Here is a 17,681-nt window from a genome sequence, read left to right on the forward strand (position 1 = left end):
CTCGCTCCCCCTCAGCCCCGGGCCCGCAGGCGGTCGGTGCTGTCCTCACTCGGCTGTACGACGACGATCCCCTGGCCCGAGAAGGCCATCTGGTACGCCTCTCCGCTGCCCCGGCCGATCAGCGAGGACGCCTTGAAGCTGCGCTTGCCCTTCACCTTGAGGTTCGGGGACCACGCCACCAGGGCGTCGGGGTCGACGTACGTCTCGTCCTCGCCGCTGCCGCAGTCGACGACGACCGGCGTGCCGCGGGAGGTCAGGGCGACCCAGCCGGTGCCGGAGATCTTCACGTTGAACAGGCCCTGGCCGGCGAACTTGGCGAGGCCCTTGACCCGTTCGACGCCCCACTGGAGGCTCGCGTCGAAGGCGAGCACATTGGTGCCGTTGACGGACAGTGCGTCGTTGTTGAGCTGGACGACGACCACATTGGCTCCGTAGTCGGCGAGGTAGAGCAGTCCGTCGCCGGTGCACTTCATCAGCGGGGCGCCCTCGCCGGTGATCCAGTCACGGGCGATCTGGCGCACGGCCGGCGGGTTCGGCTCGTACTGGATGAAGCCCTCGTAGGCGACCATCGAGCCCACGCGCGCGAAGAGGTCCTGTCCGGTGGCCATGGCCACCTTGAGCATGGCGCTGCCGTGGTTCTCCATCCGGGCGGTGACGGGGGCGGGGGCGTAGCCCGCGAGCTGCTGGTTCATGGTCCCGGCTCCCTCAGACCTCGTACGGCTGGACGACGATGAAGTTCCCGGGCGCGCCGCGGAACTGCAGGTTGACGGACTCGCCGCTGTGGCCGGGGTAGGCGTTGCGGCGCAGCCTGACCTGGCTGGAGACGATCACCTGCGAGGCGGACGACCAGGCCACGATGGCGTCGCTGTCCGCGAACGTGGTCGGCGTGACCGGCAGGACCACGGGGGTGCCGTGGGTCATCACCACGAGGGTGCCGGTGCCCTGGAACAGCATGGTGAACAGCGCGCCGCCGGGGATGCCGTGGCCCTCGATGCGGCGGACCTCGTACTGGAGGGACTCGTCGAACGCCAGGACGTGTTCGGCGGAGACGCAGATGCCGTCGCCCTGGAGTTCGATGGGGTGCAGATGGGCACTGTTCTCGGCGAGGAAGACCTGGCCGCGGCCACTGCAGCGCATCAGCTGCATCTCCTGGCCGGTCGCGTTGCCGACGATCCGGCCCGCGAACCCGGCGCCCTTGTAGCTGAAGTCGACCTTGCCCTGGTACATCACCATGCTGCCCTGGCGGGCCAGCACGGGTGCGCCGCCGGCGCCGAGGTCGACCCGGACGAGCTGCTTGTTCTGCGGGGTCCAGCGCTGCCCGGTGGGCAGCTCGCGGTACTGCTGGATGGCGCCCGCGAGACCGCCGCCGGACTGCGGCGTCCCGTGCTGCGGCAGCTGCGGGGGAAGGCCGGGCTGCTGACCGTACGGGGCGGGCCGGCCATAAGGAGCCGGCTGACCGTAGGGCGCGGGCCCGCCGTACGGGGCGGGGGCGCCGGGCGGCGGGACCTGCCCGGGGTACTGGCCGGGGACCTGGCCGTACGGGGGCTGCTGGGGCGGCTGTCCGTACGGCGCCGGGGCGGCCGGGGGCGGCACGGTGCCCGGCGGCATCGTCAGGGGCGCGGCGATGGTCGGCGCCGCGTGGATCTGCGGGCTGGGCGCGGGCGCCGGGGCCGGGGGCGGCGTGGACCCGGGCGGCGGCGCGTAGTGCTGCGCGGGGGCCGGGGCCGGTGCGCCGAACTGGGGGGCCGGCTGCGGCGGGTGGGGCTGCTGGGGCGTCCCCGGGGCGCCGAATCCGGGCGCGGGGGCGGTCTGCGCGGGCGGTGCGAAGCTCGGGGCGGCGGCCTGCGGCTGCTGCGGCGGCGCGGGCTCCTCCTCGGCGACCTCGCCGCCGAAGTTCTTCAGCAGTGCCTCCAGGCCGCCGTCGAAGCCCTGGCCGACGGCGGCGAAGCGCCAGACGTCCTTCAGATAGAAGTCGCCCAGCATCACCGCGCGCTCGGTGCTGAACTCGGCGCCCGTGAACGAGTATCTGGCGACCTCGTCGCCGCCGGCGACCACTCTGATGTACCCGGGGCCGATCTGGGACATCTGGCCCGCGCCGTCGATCGTCGCGGTGAACGACAGCTTGTGGATGTGGGCCGGGACGCGGTCCAGGGTGACGCGGAACGACTCGGTGTCACCGGCCTGGGCGCCCAGCAGCTGGACGGACTCCTCGGGCGACTTGGGCTGGTTGAAGAAGATGAAGTACCGGTCGTCGGACAGCTGCTCGTCGGCGTCGAGACCGAAGCAGCTGATGTCGAAGGTCAGCCCGGGGGCGCCGATCTGCACGCCCACATACAGGTCCGTCCCCGGAGTCAGGTCACTGATCTTGGCCTTGTGGCCGCGTTGGAATTCCCTGGCCATGCGTAACGACCGTCCCCCATCCCGAGTGTGATTGGTCGCGCCAGGCTAACGGCTGCCTGCGACAATCGCCCAAGCCGGGAGCCACCGGTACGCATTCGGTACACGACGGCCGAGCTCACTCTCCGCGAGCGGCGGGCAGATGCGGCAGCCGGTCGGCGGCCACCACCCCTTCGAGGTATCCCCGCGCGCGTTCGGTACGGGGGTAGGCCTCCAGCAGCCGCCAGAAACGCGGTCCGTGGCCCGGCACCAGCAGGTGCGCCAGCTCGTGGACCAGGACGTAGTCCACGACGTACTCGGGCATGCCCTGGAGCCGGTGCGAGAGGCGGATGCTGCCCTCGGCCGGGGTGCACGAGCCCCAGCGGGTGTTCTGGTTGGTCACCCAGCGCACCGAGGCGGGACGCGCGCGACCCTCGAAGTACAGGTCGGACAGGCGCTCGGCACGCTCGGTCAGCTCCGCGTCGCCCAGCATCCGCTTGCTCTCCTGGGCCGCGAGCTTGTCCAGCATCACGCTCACCCAGCGCTGCTCCTCGGCCTCGGACATCCGGGCCGGGATCAGCACGATGGTGCGGTCGCCCTCGCGGTAGGCGGAGACCGTCCTGCTGCGCCGGGCGCTTCTGCGCACCTCGACCGCGCTCGTCGCATGACCGCGGGGCGGCGGACTTGTCGGACTGCGGGGCGGGCTTCCGGCACTCTGCAGTGGGTCGGCGGGCACGCCCCGACGTTACCCGCTGTCAGTGGGGGAAGTCCCGCCTCCGGATGGGTTCGCCCATGATCCATTCGGCGCTTGCACCATTAGTACGACTAACGCCCCTGCCTGTGGACAACTTTCCGCACGCGTCCGGCGCAGCGGGCATTCTGGCAGCGGATCGCACGACGGACACGACCGGGCGGGGCGGCGGCCGAAAGGTCCGCGGCCCGGCCACGTGCACGCGCAACGACGGGGGATTTGAGATGCATCCGATGCTGAAGCCGGCGCTGCGCCGGGCATGGCGGGACCGGCAGACCGTGCAGTTCGGGGTGACTCCGACGCGTGCCGTGGTGCTCTCGCCGGTGGACACGGCGACGGGCAGCTTCCTGGAGCTCCTGGACGGCACCCGCGGCCTGCCCCTGCTCTACGAGGAAGCGAGGGCGGCGGACCTCTCGCCCGGCCAAGTGGACGCGCTGGTGGAGCGGTTGACCGAGGCCGGGGTGGTCGACGACGCCACGGCGGGCGGCCCCGCGGCGCGGGCGGCCCGCGAACGGACCGAGGCGTTCGACCGGACCAGGGCCGACCTGGCCTCGCTCTGCCTGGTCCACCCGGAACCGGGCGGCGGCGCCCGGCGGTTGGCGGCCCGCCGGTCCCTGCGGGTGCAGGTCCGGGGCGCGGGGCGGGTGGGCGCGACGGTCGCCTCGGTTCTGGCCGCTTCGGGGGTGGGGCGGGTGGAGGTGCTGGACGGCGGGACCGTGCAGCCGTGGGACGTGGCGCCCGGCGGCCTGAGCGGCGGGGCGGTCGGTGAGCGCCGGGGCCCGGCGGCCCGGCAGCTCGTCCGGGGCGCGGCGCCGGACCGTCCGCCCCGGGCCGGCGAGGCCGACGAGCCGACCGGGCTGTCACTGATCGTGGTGGCCCCCAGGGACGGCCTCGATGTGTACGCGCCGGATCCGGTGACCGGCGAGGAGTGGGTGGCGGCGGGTGTCCCCCATCTGTACGCGGGCGTCCTGGAGACGACCGGGCTGGTGGGGCCGCTGGTCCTGCCCGGGGGCACCGGGTGCGCGGGCTGTCTGGCGCTGGAGCGGGCCGAGCGCGATCCCGGCTGGCCGCGGATGCTGGCGCAGTGGCGCTCCGGCCGTCGCCGGAGCGCGGTCCCCGCCTGCGACCTCTCGCTCGCGACCGCGGTGGCGGGCCTGGCCGCGGCGCATGCGCTGGCCTTCCTCGACGGCGACCTCCCGACGAGCACGGGCACGCGGTGGGAGGCGTCCCTGCCCGCGCTCGACTGGCGGCCCCGGAGGCTGGCGGCCCGGCTCGACTGTCCCTGCGGCGCCGCCGGGGAGAGTGAGAGGGAGGACACCTCCGGGAGAGGCGCCGCCGCAGGACACAATGGCCCGGTAACCGCTGACAACGACGCACTGCCGCGAGGCGCGCGGCACCGCCGGCTGGGAATTGGAGGGGCGCATGTCTGATCTTCCCCGGAAGGCGGTCACCCGGACCGCCAAGTTGGCCGCGCTGCCACTGGGTTTCGCCGGACGTGCCACATGGGGCCTGGGCAAGCGGATCGGCGGCAAGTCCGCGGAGATCGTGGGCCGCGAGCTCCAGCAGCGCACCGCCGAGCAGCTCTTCAAGGTCCTGGGTGAACTCAAGGGCGGGGCGATGAAGTTCGGGCAGGCGATGTCCGTCTTCGAGTCGGCGCTGCCCGAGGAGATCGCCGGGCCCTACCGGGCCGCGCTGACCAAGCTCCAGGAGGCGGCTCCGCCCATGCCGACCCGTACCGTGCACACGGTGCTCGCGGAGCGGCTCGGACCGCAGTGGCGCGAGCTGTTCCTGGAGTTCGACGAGAAGCCCGCCGCCGCGGCCTCCATCGGACAAGTGCACCACGCGGTCTGGCACGACGGGCGCGAAGTGGCGGTCAAGGTGCAGTACCCGGGCGCCGGTGAGGCACTGCTCTCCGACCTGACGCAGCTCAGCCGGTTCGCGCGGCTGCTGGGGCCGCTGATCCCGGGCATGGACATCAAGCCGCTCATCTCGGAGCTGCGCGACCGGGTCTCGGAGGAGCTGGACTACGAGCTGGAGGCGCGGGCCCAGCGGGAGCACGCGGCGGAGTTCGCCGACGACCCCGATGTGGTGGTGCCCGACGTGGTGCACCAGCGCGACCAGGTCCTGGTGACCGAGTGGATCGACGGCACCCCGCTCTCCGAGGTGATCGCGGGTGGTACGCAGGAGCAGCGCGACCGGGCGGGCCAGCTGCTGGCGCGGTTCCTCTTCTCGGGCCCGGCACGGACCGGACTGCTGCACGCGGACCCGCATCCGGGCAACTTCCGGCTGCTTCCTCCCGAGAAGGAGGGCGGTGTCCGGCGGCTGGGCGTGCTGGACTTCGGGACGGTGGACCGGCTGCCGGGCGGGCTGCCCCGTACGATCGGCGACTCGCTGCGAAAGACGCTCGACGGCGACGCGGAAGCGGTCTACGCGCTGCTGTGCGAGGCGGGTTTCGTGAAGGAGACCATAGACCTCGACCCGGACGCGGTCCTGGACTATCTGCTGCCGATCATCGAGCCCGCGCAGGCGGACGAGTTCACCTTCACCCGCGCCTGGATGCGCGGGCAGGCGGCGCGGATCGCCGACCCGCGCTCCCCCGCGCACCAGTTGGGCAAGCAGCTCAATCTGCCGCCCTCGTATCTGCTCATACACCGGGTGACGCTCTCCACCATCGGCGTGCTGTGCCAGCTGGACGCGACGGTCCGGCTGCGGGACGAGCTGGAGCGGTGGGTGCCCGGGTTCCTGCCCGAGGACCAGGAGCCCGCCGGGCCGGGGACGCTCGCGGTCCTCGCGGCCGGGGAGCCGGAGGACGAGGTGGACGAGCAGCCCGCCGGGGCGTGAGGCCCACGGCCGGGCGAGGCGGGGACGCACCCCGCCCGGTCACCACCACACGGAGTCGAGTCTGCCCTCGATCGCCCGGATGTTGGCGCGCGCACAGGCGTCGCAGAAGTAGAGACGGTGGCCGTTCTCGACGGAGTAGGTCCACGTCGGCGGGTTGCTCTGGGCGGGGGTGCCGCAGCGCGAGCACACAACGGTCTCGGCAGCCGGCTGAGTCGGGTCGTCCATTTCGTGACGATACCGCCACGGCCGGCCGTTGCGGGCACAACGCACCGCGGGGGCCGGTCCGTTCGGACCGGCCCCCGCGGGCTCATTCGTCACTTCACACGCGATACGGCCGTGCGGTCGTCACTGCATGACGGCCATGGCGAGGGCGCGGCGGGCACGCATCGACACGCGCTCGGCGCGGCGCTGCATCCGCCGGGCGGCGATCAGGCGCATGGCCTGCCGCTCGGCCTCGGCCTCGCGCAGGCGCTCGTGCATATGGGCACGGGCGAGGGCTTCTGGCATGAGTTGCATTTCGAGGGTCCTGTTCTGACGCGAGGCGTTCGCGCCGGTGGTGGTGAAGTCTGGGGTCGCGGAGCCGACGGGCTCGCTGGTGGACGTCGTCATCGGGGCCTGCTTCTGGGGGTCGTTCGTGAGGGGGCGGTCGATGGTTCCCGGGCGGTTCATGCGGAGACCGGGTTCTTGCGCGGGCGGCCACGGGGCCGCTTGCGGGCCACGACCACGCCCTGGACGAAGAGCTCGCCACCCCAGACGCCCCAGGGCTCGCGCCGCTCCTTGGCCCCGGCGAGGCAGGCCTCGACCAGCGGGCAGGTGCGGCAGAGGGACTTGGCGTACTCGACGTCTGCCGGGGACTCGGCGAAGAAGACCTCCGGGTCGTACGAGCGGCAGGGGACGGGTACGCCGAGGTTCTCGATGGCGTCGTCGAGCGCGGTGAGCGTGGTGAGGGGAGTCAAGGCGGGGTCCTCCGTGAGACCGGGCGGGGGGATCGTCTGGGCGGGCGGTACTGACGGGGCGTGCGCTTCGAGTTGCACGGTGTTTTCTTCCTCGTCTTTGTTGTCGGTCCGGCCGGTCGGCCGGGTTTCGGCTGGTACCGAGACCCTTCGCACTGTTGTCCCCCGGTCGAGGGCAAACAGAAGGGCCGCGGATCCCTGGTGGGGTTCCGCGGCCCTGAAGGCGCCTGCCTGATCCTGGATCAGGCTGGATCGCTCCAGGGTTCGAGCCCACGGAAGGCCCACATGGTGTGGTGCTGCGTCGTCTGCTTCTCGGCTCCGGCACCGGCCGCCGCGAAGGCATAGGCCTGGGCCTGTCCCTTCGCCACCACTGCTTCCGGTGCCTGGGTCGGTCGCTCATTGCCGGTCCGCACGGGGAAGCTCGCCAGGGAGGACGGAATGACGACCGAGAGGCCGAGCAGACCGGAGACACCGGTGGACAGACCGGTGCCCTGGAACGAGGAGCCGAGCGGGCAGGTGGCGACGACCGAGCGATCGGTCATTTTGGTGGTGCTGATGCTGGTGGAGTTCATGAAGCTGGTCACTGGTCTCGCCTCCTCTCGGCGTCTCGGGGAGCTGGGGCCCGGGGGCCCTGATCCCATGCGTATTCGGATAAGTACAGCAAGTAGAGCACGGACGCAGGGCCTCTGAGAAGCCGCTGTTTCCGTGGTTAAGAACCTATGGGGATTCCTGGGGCGGGCGCAAACTATTTTTCCCACGAGTTTTCAAGAAGACTCATCATCGCTCCCACCGACCTCCTGACCAGCGCAGATGGCCAGGACATCGGTGCCGAAACGGTCCAGCTTGCGGGCGCCGACGCCGGAGATCACCGCGAGCTCGCCGCCGCTGGACGGCACCGCCTCCGCGATCGCCATCAGCGTCTTGTCGGTGAAGACGCAGTACGGCGGCTGTCCCAGCAGGCTCGCCTGCCCCGCCCGCCAGTCGCGCAGCCGCTCGTACAGGCCCTCGTCCATGTCCGAGGGGCAGTCCTCGCAGCGCATCAGCTTCATCTCGCCGGCCTCGGTGAGCGTCTTGCCGCACACCCGGCACAGGACCGGGCCGCGCCGGGTGCGTCTGCGGGCGGCGCCGCGCTCGACGCCACCGGTGGAGACCGCGGACGAGGAACGGGCGCCGACGGCCGGGGAGCCGGGCCGCAGTCCGTTCAGGAAGCGGCTGGGCCTTCGCGACGGCCGCCCGCCGGGAGAGCGGGAGAGCGACCACGACAGGGCCAGGTGCACCCGGGCCCGGGTGACGCCCACGTACAGCAGTCGGCGCTCCTCCTCGACCTGCTCGTCGGTCTTCGCATATGTGATCGGCATCATGCCCTCGGTGAGGCCGACCAGGAAGACGGCGTCCCACTCCAGACCCTTCGCCGCGTGCAGCGAGGCGAGGGTGACGCCCTCGACCGTCGGCGCGTGCTGTGCCGCCGCGCGCTCGTCGAGCTCGGCCACGAGGTCGGAGAGCGTCGCGCCGGTCTTGGCACGCGCGAAGTCCTCCGCCAGCCGGACCAGCGCCGCCAGCGACTCCCAGCGGTCGCGGACCGCGCCGGAACCCGCCGGGGGCGCGGCGCTCCAGCCCTTGGTGCCGAGGACGGCCCGCACCTGGGACGGCAGGTCCACGGCGTCGTCGAGGAGGGCGTCGTTGCCGCCCGCCCGGGCCGCGCCGCGCAGGGCGACGCCCGCCTCCCTTACCTCGGGCCGCTCGAAGAAGCGCTCGGCGCCGCGCAGCTGGTAGGGCACGCCCGCGTCGGCGAGTGCCTGCTCGTAGATCTCCGACTGGGCGTTGATCCGGTAGAGGACGGCGATCTCGCCGGCCGAGACCCCGGAGGCGATGAGGTCGCGGATGCGCCGGGCGACGCCCTCGGCCTCGGCGGGCTCGTCCCCGTACTCCGTGTAGAGCGGCTCGGGGCCCGGCTCGCGCTGGGAGAGCAGTTCGAGGCGGTGCTCGGCGGCCCGGCCGCGCGCCTGGGCGAGCAGGCCGTTGGCGAGGTGCACCACCTGTGGGGTCGACCGGTAGTCCCGCACCAGTTTGACGACCGTCGCGTGCGGGTGGCGGGTGCGGAAGTTCAACAGGTGGTCGGGGGTGGCGCCGGTGAACGAGTAGATCGTCTGGCTGGCGTCGCCGACGACGCAGAGGCTGTCCCGGTCGCCGAGCCACAGCTCCAGCAGGCGCTGCTGGAGGGGGCTGACGTCCTGGTACTCGTCGACCACGAAGTGCTGGTACTGGGCGCGGATCTGCTCGGCGATGTCGTGGCGGTCCTGGAGGACGCCCACCGTGAGCAGCAGCACGTCCTCGAAGTCGATCATCCCCCGGTCGCGCTTGAGCTCCTCGTACGTCCCGTAGATCTGGGAGATCTCCGCCGGATCGCGCGGGGCGTCGCGCAGGGACTTGGCGACCGCGGCCGGGTAGTCGGCGGGGACGGTCTGGGTGACCTTCGCCCACTCGATCTCGCTCGTGACGTCCCGCAGCTCGCCCCGGTCCAGCCGCACCCGGCAGCGCGCGCCCGCCTCCGCGACCAGCTGGACCTTGCGCTCGACGAGGCGGGGCAGCTCCCCGCCGACCGCCTTGGGCCAGAAGTACTGGAGCTGGCGCAGGGCGGCCGAGTGGAAGGTGCGGGCCTGGACGCCGCCGGCGCCGAGCTGGCGCAGCCGGCCCCGCATCTCGCCCGCGGCGCGGTTGGTGAACGTGACGGCCAGCACACTGCTCGGCTGCAGGATCCCGGCCCGCACCCCGTACGCGATCCGGTGGGTGATCGCGCGGGTCTTGCCCGTCCCGGCGCCGGCCAGCACGCACACCGGTCCGTGCAGGGCCGTCGCGACCTCGCGCTGCTCGGGGTCGAGGCCGTCGAGCACCGCGTCCGCCGACTCGGGGACCTGGGGGAAGAGAGAGGAGTGCGTTGCTGATGTCACCCCGCCATGCTGCCAGGTCGGGGGAGGCCCACGGGACGCGTTGTCCACAGGGGGCGGGATTAGTCGTACCGGCTCGGGAATGGTGACGCCGTCGCGTACGTTCCAACCCGTGGCGTTCACCCGCCGGGGCCGAACAGCCGAGCCACCAGCCGAGCCGAGCAATCGGGCCGAACATGAGGAGTGCGAGAGCATGCCGGGCACTGTGACGATGTACAGCACCACGTGGTGCGGCTACTGCCGTCGGCTGAAGAGCCAGATGGACCGCGAGGGCATCACGTACAACGAGATCAACATCGAGCAGGACCCGGAGTCGGCGGCCTTCGTCGAGAAGGCCAACGGGGGCAACCAGACGGTGCCGACCGTGCTCTTCCCCGACGGCTCGACCCTCACGAACCCCTCGCTCGCCCAGGTCAAGCAGAAGATCGGCGTCTGATCCGCGCCGCTTCGCCGCTACGCGCGCGTACGAAGGCCCCCGCCTCGGAGGTGGGGGCCTTTCGCGTGTCCGGGGCCGCGGCCGGACCCGGCCGCGGGGTTCAGTGCGTGGGCCTGGGCAGCGGCTTGCCGTACCAGAGCTCGATGAGGCGGGCGGCGATGGAGATGCCGTAGGGCGGCAGGACCTCGCCCGACTCGAAGGCGGCGCGCAGATCCTCCCGGGAGAACCAGCGGGCCTCGTGGATCTCCTCGCCGTCCACGTTGATCTCGGACGACGTGGCCTGCGCCATGAAGCCGAGCATCAGGCTGGACGGGAAGGGCCAGGGCTGGCTGGCGACGTACTCGACCTCGCCGACCGTGACGCCCGCCTCCTCGAAGACCTCGCGGCGCACCGACTGCTCGATGGACTCGCCGGGCTCGACGAACCCCGCCAGCGTCGAGAAGCGGCCCTCCGGCCAGTGCACCTGGCGGCCCAGCAGCGCGCGGTCCTGCTCGTCCGTGACCAGCATGATCACGGCAGGGTCGGTGCGGGGGTAGTGCTCGGCGCCGCACGCCTGGCAGCGGCGGATGTGACCGGCGGCGGCGATGACCGTGCGCTCGCCGCAGCGGGAGCAGAAACGGTGCAGCCGCTGCCAGTTCTCCAGGGCGACCGCGTGGACCATCAGGCCCGTGTCCCGGGGCGACAGGAGCAGCCCGGCCTCGCGCAGGCCGGCCGCGCGCGCGGACTGGTCCATCCGGCCGGGCAGGGAGTCCTTCTGGAGCGCGAAGTAGCTGACACCGTCGTCGTCGGTGCCCAGGAAGTAGCGGTGGGTCTCGGTGACGGGGGCCTCGAAGGCCGGGGTCATCACCAGTTCCGTACGGCCGTCGGCGGTGTCGTCGATCAGGACCTGTCCGCCGGAGACCACGAAGACCCTGGTCGTCGGGTGGCTCCAGGCAGCAGCGAGCCAGGCCTCGTCCAGGCGGTGGTGGGCCGCGCGGTCGACGCCGCTGTCCTCGGTGAGGCTGATGGGTGTGGTGAGGCCGATCGGCCGGTCCGCGGTCGCGTCACTGCTGGTGGTGCCGGTGGTGCTCACAGGTGCTTCCAACTCCCCCGGATGGATGGGTTCAGCGGTGTTCGTTCGGCGGTGGTGCCGCGGGGCACGCGGGCTCTCACAGCCGTACGGCGGCGAGGTCGCCCCACAGGTGGGCGGTGGTCTCGACGCCCTTCATAAGGAGGTCGACCTCGACCTTCTCGTTGGGCGCGTGCCAGCCGTCGGACGGCACGGAGATCCCCAGGAAGAGCACCGGGGCGCCGAGCACGTCCTGGAGGTCGGCGGCGGGCCCGGAGCCGCCCTCGCGCGTGAAGCGGACCTTCTGGCCGAAGGCGCGTTCCATGGCGCGCACGACGGACCGCAGGGCCGGGTGGTCCAGCGGCGTCAGACACGGGCGGGTGCCGGCGCTGAAGGCGATCTCGTGCCGGATGCCGTCCGGGACACGGGTGGCGACCCACTCCGTGACCAGTTTCTCGATCCGGTCCGGGTCCTGCCCGGCGACCAGCCGGAACGACAGCTTCACCATCGCCGAGGAGGGGATGACCGTCTTGCCGCCCGGGCCCTGGTAGCCGCCGCCGATGCCGTTGACCTCGGCGGTCGGCCGGGCCCAGACGCGCTCCAGCGTCGAGTATCCGGCCTCGCCGTGGACCGCGCGGGACTTGGCCGTACGCAGCCACTCGGCCTCGTCGAAGGGCAGTTCGGCGACGAGTTCGCGCTCGGCGTCCGTGAGCTCCGCGATGCCGTCGTAGAAGCCGGGCACGGCGACCCGCTCGTCGGCGTCGTGCAGCGCCGCGACGAGGCGGGCGGCGGCGGTGGCCGGGTTGGGCACGGCGCCGCCGAAGGAGCCGGAGTGGATGTCCTGGTCCGGTCCGTAGAACCGGATCTCGCACTCGGCGAGGCCGCGCATGCCCGTGCACACCGTGGGCGTCGTCTCCGACCACATGCCGGTGTCCGAGACGATCACGGCGTCGGCGGCGAAGCGGTCGGCGTGCGCCTCGACGAGGGCGCGGAAGTGCGGCGAACCGGACTCCTCCTCGCCCTCGACCAGGAGCTTGAGGTTGACCGCGGGCGCGGTGCGGCCGGTGGCGGCCAGGTGCGCCCGTACGCCCAGGGTGTGGAAGAACACCTGGCCCTTGTCGTCGGCCGCGCCCCGCCCGTAGAGCCGTCCGTCGCGCAGCTCGGGCTCGAAGGGCTCGGTGTGCCAGCCGTCCTCGCGCGCGGCGGGCTGCACGTCGTGGTGACCGTAGACCAGCACGGTGGGAGCCTCGGGGTCGCCGGAGGGCCACTCCGCGTAGACGGCCGGGGCGCCCGGGGTGGCGAGGACCTCGGCGACCGGGAAGCCGGTCTCCTTGAGCTTGGCGGCCAGCCACTCGGCGCTGCGCCGTACGTCGCCGTCGTGCTCGGGCTGGGCCGACACGGACGGGATCCGCAGCCACTGGGCGAGGTCGTCGAGGAAGGCGGCGCGGTGCTGCTCGATGTAGGCGCGCACCGTGTCGTCGGCTTCGGTGCGGACGGCGCTGTCCGGGGTCTCGCTCATGCCATGGAGCCTATCCGGCCGCTGGTGGTGGCTCGTCCGCCGGTGTCCCGGCCGGACCCCGCCCGCGCACGAGGGCGGCCTCCTCGCGCGCGTGGCCGCTCCCGGCCCCGCGGCGGCCCTCCCCCAGCAGAATGCGCTCCAGCTCGGCGCGGCCCGGGAGGCGGGCGGGGCGGACGGTCTCCCCGGTGCGTACGTACAGGAAGGCGGCGGTGACGGACTCCAGCGGGACACCGTGCTGCTCGGCCCAGGCGAGGCGGTAGACGGCGAGCTGGAGGGGGTCGCCGGTGGCGCCGCGGCCGGTCTTCCAGTCGACGATCTCGTACGTGCCCGGGCGCTCGCCCCGGTACACCGCGTCGATACGGCCGCGGATCACCCGGCCCGCCAGGGTGATCTGGACCGGCGCCTCGGTGCGGAGCGGGGTGCGCCGGGCGTACGGGGAGCGCTCGAACGCCTCCTTGAGGGCCGCGAGGTCGCGTTCGTCCGCGATGTCCGCGTCGCGCTCGTCGCCGCCGGGGAGCTCGTCGGGGCCCAGCATGGGCAGCGGCAGCTCCTCGAAACGGGACTCCACCCAGGCGTGGAATCGGGTGCCGCGGCGGGCGGCGGGCTGCGGCGGCTTCGGCATCGGGCGGGCCAGCTCCTGGGCGAAGCCGTCCGGGTCCGCCGCGAGCCGCAGCAGGTCCGAGGCGGTGAGCGAGGCGGGCATGGGCACCTCGTGGCTGGTGGCGCGGGCGCGGCGGAGCTCGGTGGTGAGGGCCTCCAGGTCGCGGTCCCAGGAGGCGATGGCCCGGCGCTCCTCGGGGGTGAGGACGCGGTGGTCCCGGGGGGCGGCGTCGGGGCGGGTGTGCTGGACGGGGACGTCGGGGTGGGGGCGGGGGGCGACGGGGCCGTCCGCCGGGGCCGGGCGCTGGGTCGGGAGGGCGTCCCAGCCGTCCTCCAGGAGGGCGAGGTCGTCGAGGGCGTCGAGATCGGCGAAGGCGTCGTCCGGGGGCCTGGTCGCCGGCCCCGCCGCCGCCCCCTCCCGGGGCTCGTCGAGCCCGCCGTCCACCGGTTCGTCCACGAGGTCGTCCGGCGGGAAGGGGCCGTCTTCGTCGAAGGGGTCGAAACCGGGGTCGAGGTCGAAGGGGTCGAAGCCGGGGTCGAGGTCGAAGGGGTCGAAGCCGGGGTCGAGGTCGAAGGGGGCGTCGGCGAACCCGTCCTCGTAGGGAACGTACGGAAGGTCCGCCTCCTCGCGCGCGTGGTGCGGCTCTTCCGCGCCCGCGCCGCCCTCCGCGTCCAGGTGGGCCAGGACCGTCTCCGCCGCGGCCCGCCGGCGCGCCAGGGACGTGGGGTCGAGCGGGAGCGGCCACGCGTGCGTGGCGGCGGACTCGCCCAGGGCCGGGTTCTCGGCGTCCTCGGCCGGGGCGTCGGCCCAGGCCTCGATCTCGCCGTGCCCCGCCTCGCAGTGGGCGTACAGCGCGTGCAGGAACTCCGAGGGGCCCCGCGGCTTCTTCTGGCTCGGGCCCCACCAGTGGCCCGAGCCGAGCAGCAGCGAGCGGGGGCGCGTGAACGTCACGTAACCCAGGCGCAGTTCCTCTGTGTGCTGGTGCTCCTTCAGCTCCTCCTTGAAGGCCTTGAGGCCCTTGGCGTCCCACTCCGGAGTGGCCGGAAGGGTCGGGGCGTCGCCGCGCAGGGCGTGCGGCAGGACCTTGGCCTGGGCCGTCCAGGCCTCCCGCGACTGGGTGGAGGGGAAGACGCCGTTGACCAGACCGGGGACGGCGACCACGTCCCACTCCAGTCCCTTGGACTTGTGGGCGGTGAGCACCTTGACCGTGTTCTCGCCGCCGGGCAGGGCGTTGTCCAGGCCCTTCTCGTACTGCGCGGCGGTGCGCAGGAAGCCGAGGAAGGCCAGGAGCGAGGCCTCGCCGTCGAGGGCCGCGAAGCCGGCCGCTATGTCCAGGAAGTTGCCGAGGGTCTCGCGGCGGCGCGCGGCCAGGGCGTGCGGCGAGGCGGAGAGTTCGACCTCCAGGCCGGTGGTGGTCAGGACGCGGTGGAGCACGTCCATGAGCGAGTCCGCGAGCGAGCGGCGCAGATCGCGCAGCTCGGCGGCGAGCCGGGCGAAGCGCACGCGTGCCTCGGCCGAGAACGGCAGCCCGTCGTCCTCGTCGTCGCCCGCCTCCAGGAAGGTATCGAGCGCGTCCGCCAGCGAGATCACCTCGGCCGGGTCGACGCCCTCCACGGCGTCCGCGAGCCGCTGGTCCGGGTCGTCCGATCCGGCCTTCTCGCGCCGCACGAGACGGCGGGCGCGCCGGCCGAGCAGGGCGAGGTCGCGGGGGCCGATGCGCCAGCGGGGGCCGGTCAGGACCCGGACGAGGGAGGCGTTGGCGCCCGGGTCCTGGAGCACCTCGCAGACCGCCACGAGGTCGGCGACCTCGGGCAGGTGCAGCAGCCCGGAGAGGCCGACGACCTCGACGGGGATGTCCCGCGCCACCAGCGCGCCCTGGATCTGCGGGAAGTCGCCCGCGGTCCGGCACAGGACGGCGATCTCGCCGGGTTCCTTGCCGGTGCGCACCAGATGGGCGAGGGAGTCGGCGAGCCAGTCGATCTCCTCCTGGTGGGTGTCGAGCAGGGCGATGCGGACCGTGCCGTCGCGCTCGGCGCCCGGGGCGGGGCGCAGCGCCTCCACGCCCGCGTGCATCGCGCGCAGCGGGGCGGCCAGCGAGTTGGCGAGGTCGAGCAGTCGGCCGCCGCTGCGGCGGTTCTCGCTGAGCGAGTGGCGGGTGGCGGGGCGCCCGTCCTCGTACGGGAAGTGGCGGGGGAAGTCGTCGAGGTTGGCCACCGAGGCTCCGCGCCAGCCGTAGATGGCCTGGCAGGGGTCGCCCACGGCGGTCACCGCGTGTCCGGTCCCCTCGCCGAACAGGGCGGCGAGCAGCCGGCGCTGGGCGACCGAGGTGTCCTGGTACTCGTCGAGCAGCACGACGCGGAACTCGTCGCGCAGGATCCGGCCGACCTCGGGGCGGGTGAGGGCGAGCTCGGCGGAGAGCGCGATCTGGTCACCGAAGTCGAGCAGGTCACGGGACTTCTTGGCATCCCGGTAACGCACGGTGAGGTCGAGGAGTTCCAGCCGTCCCTCGGCCGCTTCGGGCACCTTGCGCAGATCGGCGTTGCTGAGCTTCGCGCCCTCCAGGGCGCGGAGCAGCTCCCGGTCGTACGCCCGCAGCTCCTCGGGACGTACGAGGTGCTCGGCCAGCTCCGCGTCCAGCGCCAGCAGGTCGCTGACGAGGGAGGCGAAGGACTTGGTCAGCGCCGGGTACGGCCCCGGGGCCTCGCGCAGCACACGGGCCGCGAGCTGGTAGCGGGTGGCGTCCGCGAGCAGCCGGGAGGTGGGTTCCAGCCCTATCCGCAGGCCGTGGTCGGTCAGGAGCTGCCCGGCGAACGCGTGGTACGTCGAGATGCGCGGCTCGCCCGGAGGGTTGTCCGGGTCGATCGCGTCCGGGTCGGTGATGCCCGCGCGGACCAGGGCCGTGCGCACCCGCTCGGCCAGCTCGCCCGCGGCCTTGTTGGTGAAGGTCAGCCCGAGGACCTGCTCGGGGGCGACCTGCCCGGTGCCGACCAGCCAGACCACCCGGGCCGCCATCACGGTGGTCTTCCCGGACCCGGCGCCGGCCACGACGACCTGCGGAGCGGGCGGTGCGGTGATGCACGCCGTCTGCTCCGGGGTGAACGGGATGCCGAGGAGCTCTTTGAGCTCCTCGGGGTCGGTGAGGAGGGGCACCCCAGAGAGGCTAACGGGGACCACTGACAACCGTGGTCCCCGTCGGGGCCGGTGTGACGCTCCCCGCATCCACGCCGGGAGCGCGCGCCCCCCGCCCCGGGGGGCGGCGCCGTCAGACCTTCAGCCCGCCCCCGGGGGCGGCGCCGTCAGACCTTCAGCCCGCCGGTCTCCTGGGAGCCGGAGCCGCCGTCCGGCTTCACCCCGAGCTTCTCCAGGTCCATGACCAGATCGGCGGGCGGAGCAGTGATCCTCACCGGCTTGTCGTAGTCGCTGAAGGTGACGGTGCCCGGCTCGGCGCCGCCCGTCTCGGCGACCTTCAGCAGATGGGCCGGCCCGCGCTTGGCGACGTACATCGTCACGGCGGAGCCGTCGCTCTTCTTCTTGGTGAGCGTGACGGCGGGCACACCGGCGACAACGGTGTCGGCGCCCTTCGTCATCCCCGTGCGGTCGCCCTTGTCGTCGTCCATTCCGGAGACGAGCTCGGAGAGCACACAGAACTGGCCCATGTCGTCGTCGGAGCCCTTGCCGTGGCGCTTGCGGGACTTCGAGGGTGCCTCCGTCGGCAGCTTCATCCAGCGTCCCTTGAGGAGCTCGACCATGGCGTCGGCCTCCTTTTTGGAGGTGCCGTCCTCCTTGGCCATGGCCCGGTAGAACTTCTCGTCGGCCTGCATGTAGTAGGCCTTGGGATCGGCCTTGAGCACGCGGGCCGTGCCGTCCTTGACATGCACGCTGCCGGAGCAGTTGCCCAGCCGGGTGACCGTGACCTCCAGGCTCATGTGCTGACCGTCGGAGACGCCCGCGCCGGCGACCTTCACGGTCCTGGCCGCCTTCGTCACGCCGACCGCCTTCTCGGCTATCGCGTCGGGCGTCATCCCCGCGAACGGGTCGGCGGGGGTCGCCGAGGCCGTCGGGGACGGCTTCGTGGCCACGGAAACGCCCTTGGCCCTGTTGTCACCTTCCTTGCCGCACCCGGCAAGGCCGGCGACGGCGGTCGCACCGACCACCGTGACGACCAGGACATTCCGGCTGACCCGCATCTGTCTCTCCTCATGGCTGGTGAA

15 protein-coding genes are annotated in these 17,681 nt (G+C 72.9%); 3 read left to right on the forward strand and 12 right to left on the reverse strand.

All coding sequences use genetic code 11. The annotated features are described in order from the left end of the window. Positions 1-11: 11 nt before the first annotated feature. The 3 genes from ACZ5ID_RS29550 to ACZ5ID_RS29560 form a co-directional block, all read right to left on the reverse strand. Positions 12-692: an AIM24 family protein gene (locus ACZ5ID_RS29550; RefSeq protein ID WP_406555036.1), complete on the reverse strand. Its 681-nt coding sequence runs from the start codon at positions 690-692 to the stop codon at positions 12-14. A 13-nt stretch (positions 693-705) separates the two neighbouring features. Continuing rightward, positions 706-2,400: a TerD family protein gene (locus ACZ5ID_RS29555; protein ID WP_468903873.1), complete on the reverse strand. Its 1,695-nt coding sequence runs from the start codon at positions 2,398-2,400 to the stop codon at positions 706-708. A 115-nt stretch (positions 2,401-2,515) separates the two neighbouring features. Beyond that, positions 2,516-3,112, reverse strand: coding sequence for a M48 metallopeptidase family protein (locus ACZ5ID_RS29560; protein ID WP_406557220.1), 597 nt, complete (start codon positions 3,110-3,112; stop codon positions 2,516-2,518). Positions 3,113-3,351: 239 nt separating this feature from the next. Here ACZ5ID_RS29560 and ACZ5ID_RS29565 point away from each other — a divergent pair, with 239 nt between their 5' ends. After that, entirely contained in the window at positions 3,352-4,557 is a 1,206-nt protein-coding gene (locus tag ACZ5ID_RS29565) for a ThiF family adenylyltransferase (RefSeq protein WP_468903875.1), read from the forward strand. Beyond that, positions 4,550-5,968 (forward strand): ABC1 kinase family protein, encoded by a 1,419-nt coding sequence (locus ACZ5ID_RS29570; protein WP_468903878.1) that lies wholly within the window; start codon positions 4,550-4,552, stop codon positions 5,966-5,968. The genes ACZ5ID_RS29565 and ACZ5ID_RS29570 overlap by 8 nt, the downstream gene beginning before the upstream one ends. Before the next feature lie 39 nt (positions 5,969-6,007). Here the strand turns inward: ACZ5ID_RS29570 and ACZ5ID_RS29575 are convergent, their stop codons facing one another. The 5 genes from ACZ5ID_RS29575 to ACZ5ID_RS29595 all read right to left on the reverse strand — a co-directional run bounded on the left by ACZ5ID_RS29575 (position 6,008) and on the right by ACZ5ID_RS29595 (position 9,917). Then, the gene (locus tag ACZ5ID_RS29575) at positions 6,008-6,193 is read right to left on the reverse strand and encodes a hypothetical protein (protein ID WP_468903880.1); all 186 of its coding nucleotides are present in this window, start codon (positions 6,191-6,193) and stop codon (positions 6,008-6,010) included. A 120-nt stretch (positions 6,194-6,313) separates the two neighbouring features. Next, entirely contained in the window at positions 6,314-6,637 is a 324-nt protein-coding gene (locus tag ACZ5ID_RS29580) for a hypothetical protein (protein ID WP_468903882.1), read from the reverse strand. Beyond that, the gene (locus tag ACZ5ID_RS29585) at positions 6,634-7,002 is read right to left on the reverse strand and encodes a WhiB family transcriptional regulator (RefSeq protein ID WP_406554553.1); all 369 of its coding nucleotides are present in this window, start codon (positions 7,000-7,002) and stop codon (positions 6,634-6,636) included. Before ACZ5ID_RS29585 ends, ACZ5ID_RS29580 begins: the two co-directional genes overlap by 4 nt. 161 nt (positions 7,003-7,163) lie before the next feature. Then, positions 7,164-7,505 carry a hypothetical protein gene (locus tag ACZ5ID_RS29590; RefSeq protein WP_468903885.1) on the reverse strand — a complete coding sequence of 114 codons (342 nt, stop codon included), beginning with the start codon at positions 7,503-7,505 and terminating at the stop codon, positions 7,164-7,166. Positions 7,506-7,685: 180 nt separating this feature from the next. Beyond that, positions 7,686-9,917 (reverse strand): ATP-dependent DNA helicase UvrD2, encoded by a 2,232-nt coding sequence (locus ACZ5ID_RS29595; protein WP_468903887.1) that lies wholly within the window; start codon positions 9,915-9,917, stop codon positions 7,686-7,688. Between the two features lie 142 nt (positions 9,918-10,059). Here ACZ5ID_RS29595 and ACZ5ID_RS29600 point away from each other — a divergent pair, with 142 nt between their 5' ends. Next, the gene (locus ACZ5ID_RS29600; RefSeq protein WP_358836176.1) at positions 10,060-10,302 is read left to right on the forward strand and encodes a mycoredoxin; all 243 of its coding nucleotides are present in this window, start codon (positions 10,060-10,062) and stop codon (positions 10,300-10,302) included. A gap of 100 nt (positions 10,303-10,402) precedes the next feature. Here the strand turns inward: ACZ5ID_RS29600 and nudC are convergent, their stop codons facing one another. The 4 genes from nudC to ACZ5ID_RS29620 all read right to left on the reverse strand — a co-directional run bounded on the left by nudC (position 10,403) and on the right by ACZ5ID_RS29620 (position 17,657). Further along, on the reverse strand, positions 10,403-11,374 hold the full coding sequence (gene nudC, locus ACZ5ID_RS29605; RefSeq protein ID WP_406554556.1) for an NAD(+) diphosphatase: 972 nt from the start codon (positions 11,372-11,374) through the stop codon (positions 10,403-10,405). 76 nt (positions 11,375-11,450) lie between these two features. After that, complete coding sequence (locus ACZ5ID_RS29610; RefSeq protein WP_468903890.1) at positions 11,451-12,869, reverse strand: dipeptidase; 1,419 nt, start codon at positions 12,867-12,869, stop codon at positions 11,451-11,453. A 10-nt stretch (positions 12,870-12,879) separates the two neighbouring features. Continuing rightward, entirely contained in the window at positions 12,880-16,689 is a 3,810-nt protein-coding gene (locus tag ACZ5ID_RS29615) for a UvrD-helicase domain-containing protein (RefSeq protein ID WP_468903892.1), read from the reverse strand. A 77-nt stretch (positions 16,690-16,766) separates the two neighbouring features. Beyond that, positions 16,767-17,657 (reverse strand): hypothetical protein, encoded by an 891-nt coding sequence (locus tag ACZ5ID_RS29620; protein ID WP_468903894.1) that lies wholly within the window; start codon positions 17,655-17,657, stop codon positions 16,767-16,769. Positions 17,658-17,681: the final 24 nt, after the last annotated feature.

Source organism: Streptomyces sp. NPDC031670 (assembly GCF_055580545.1).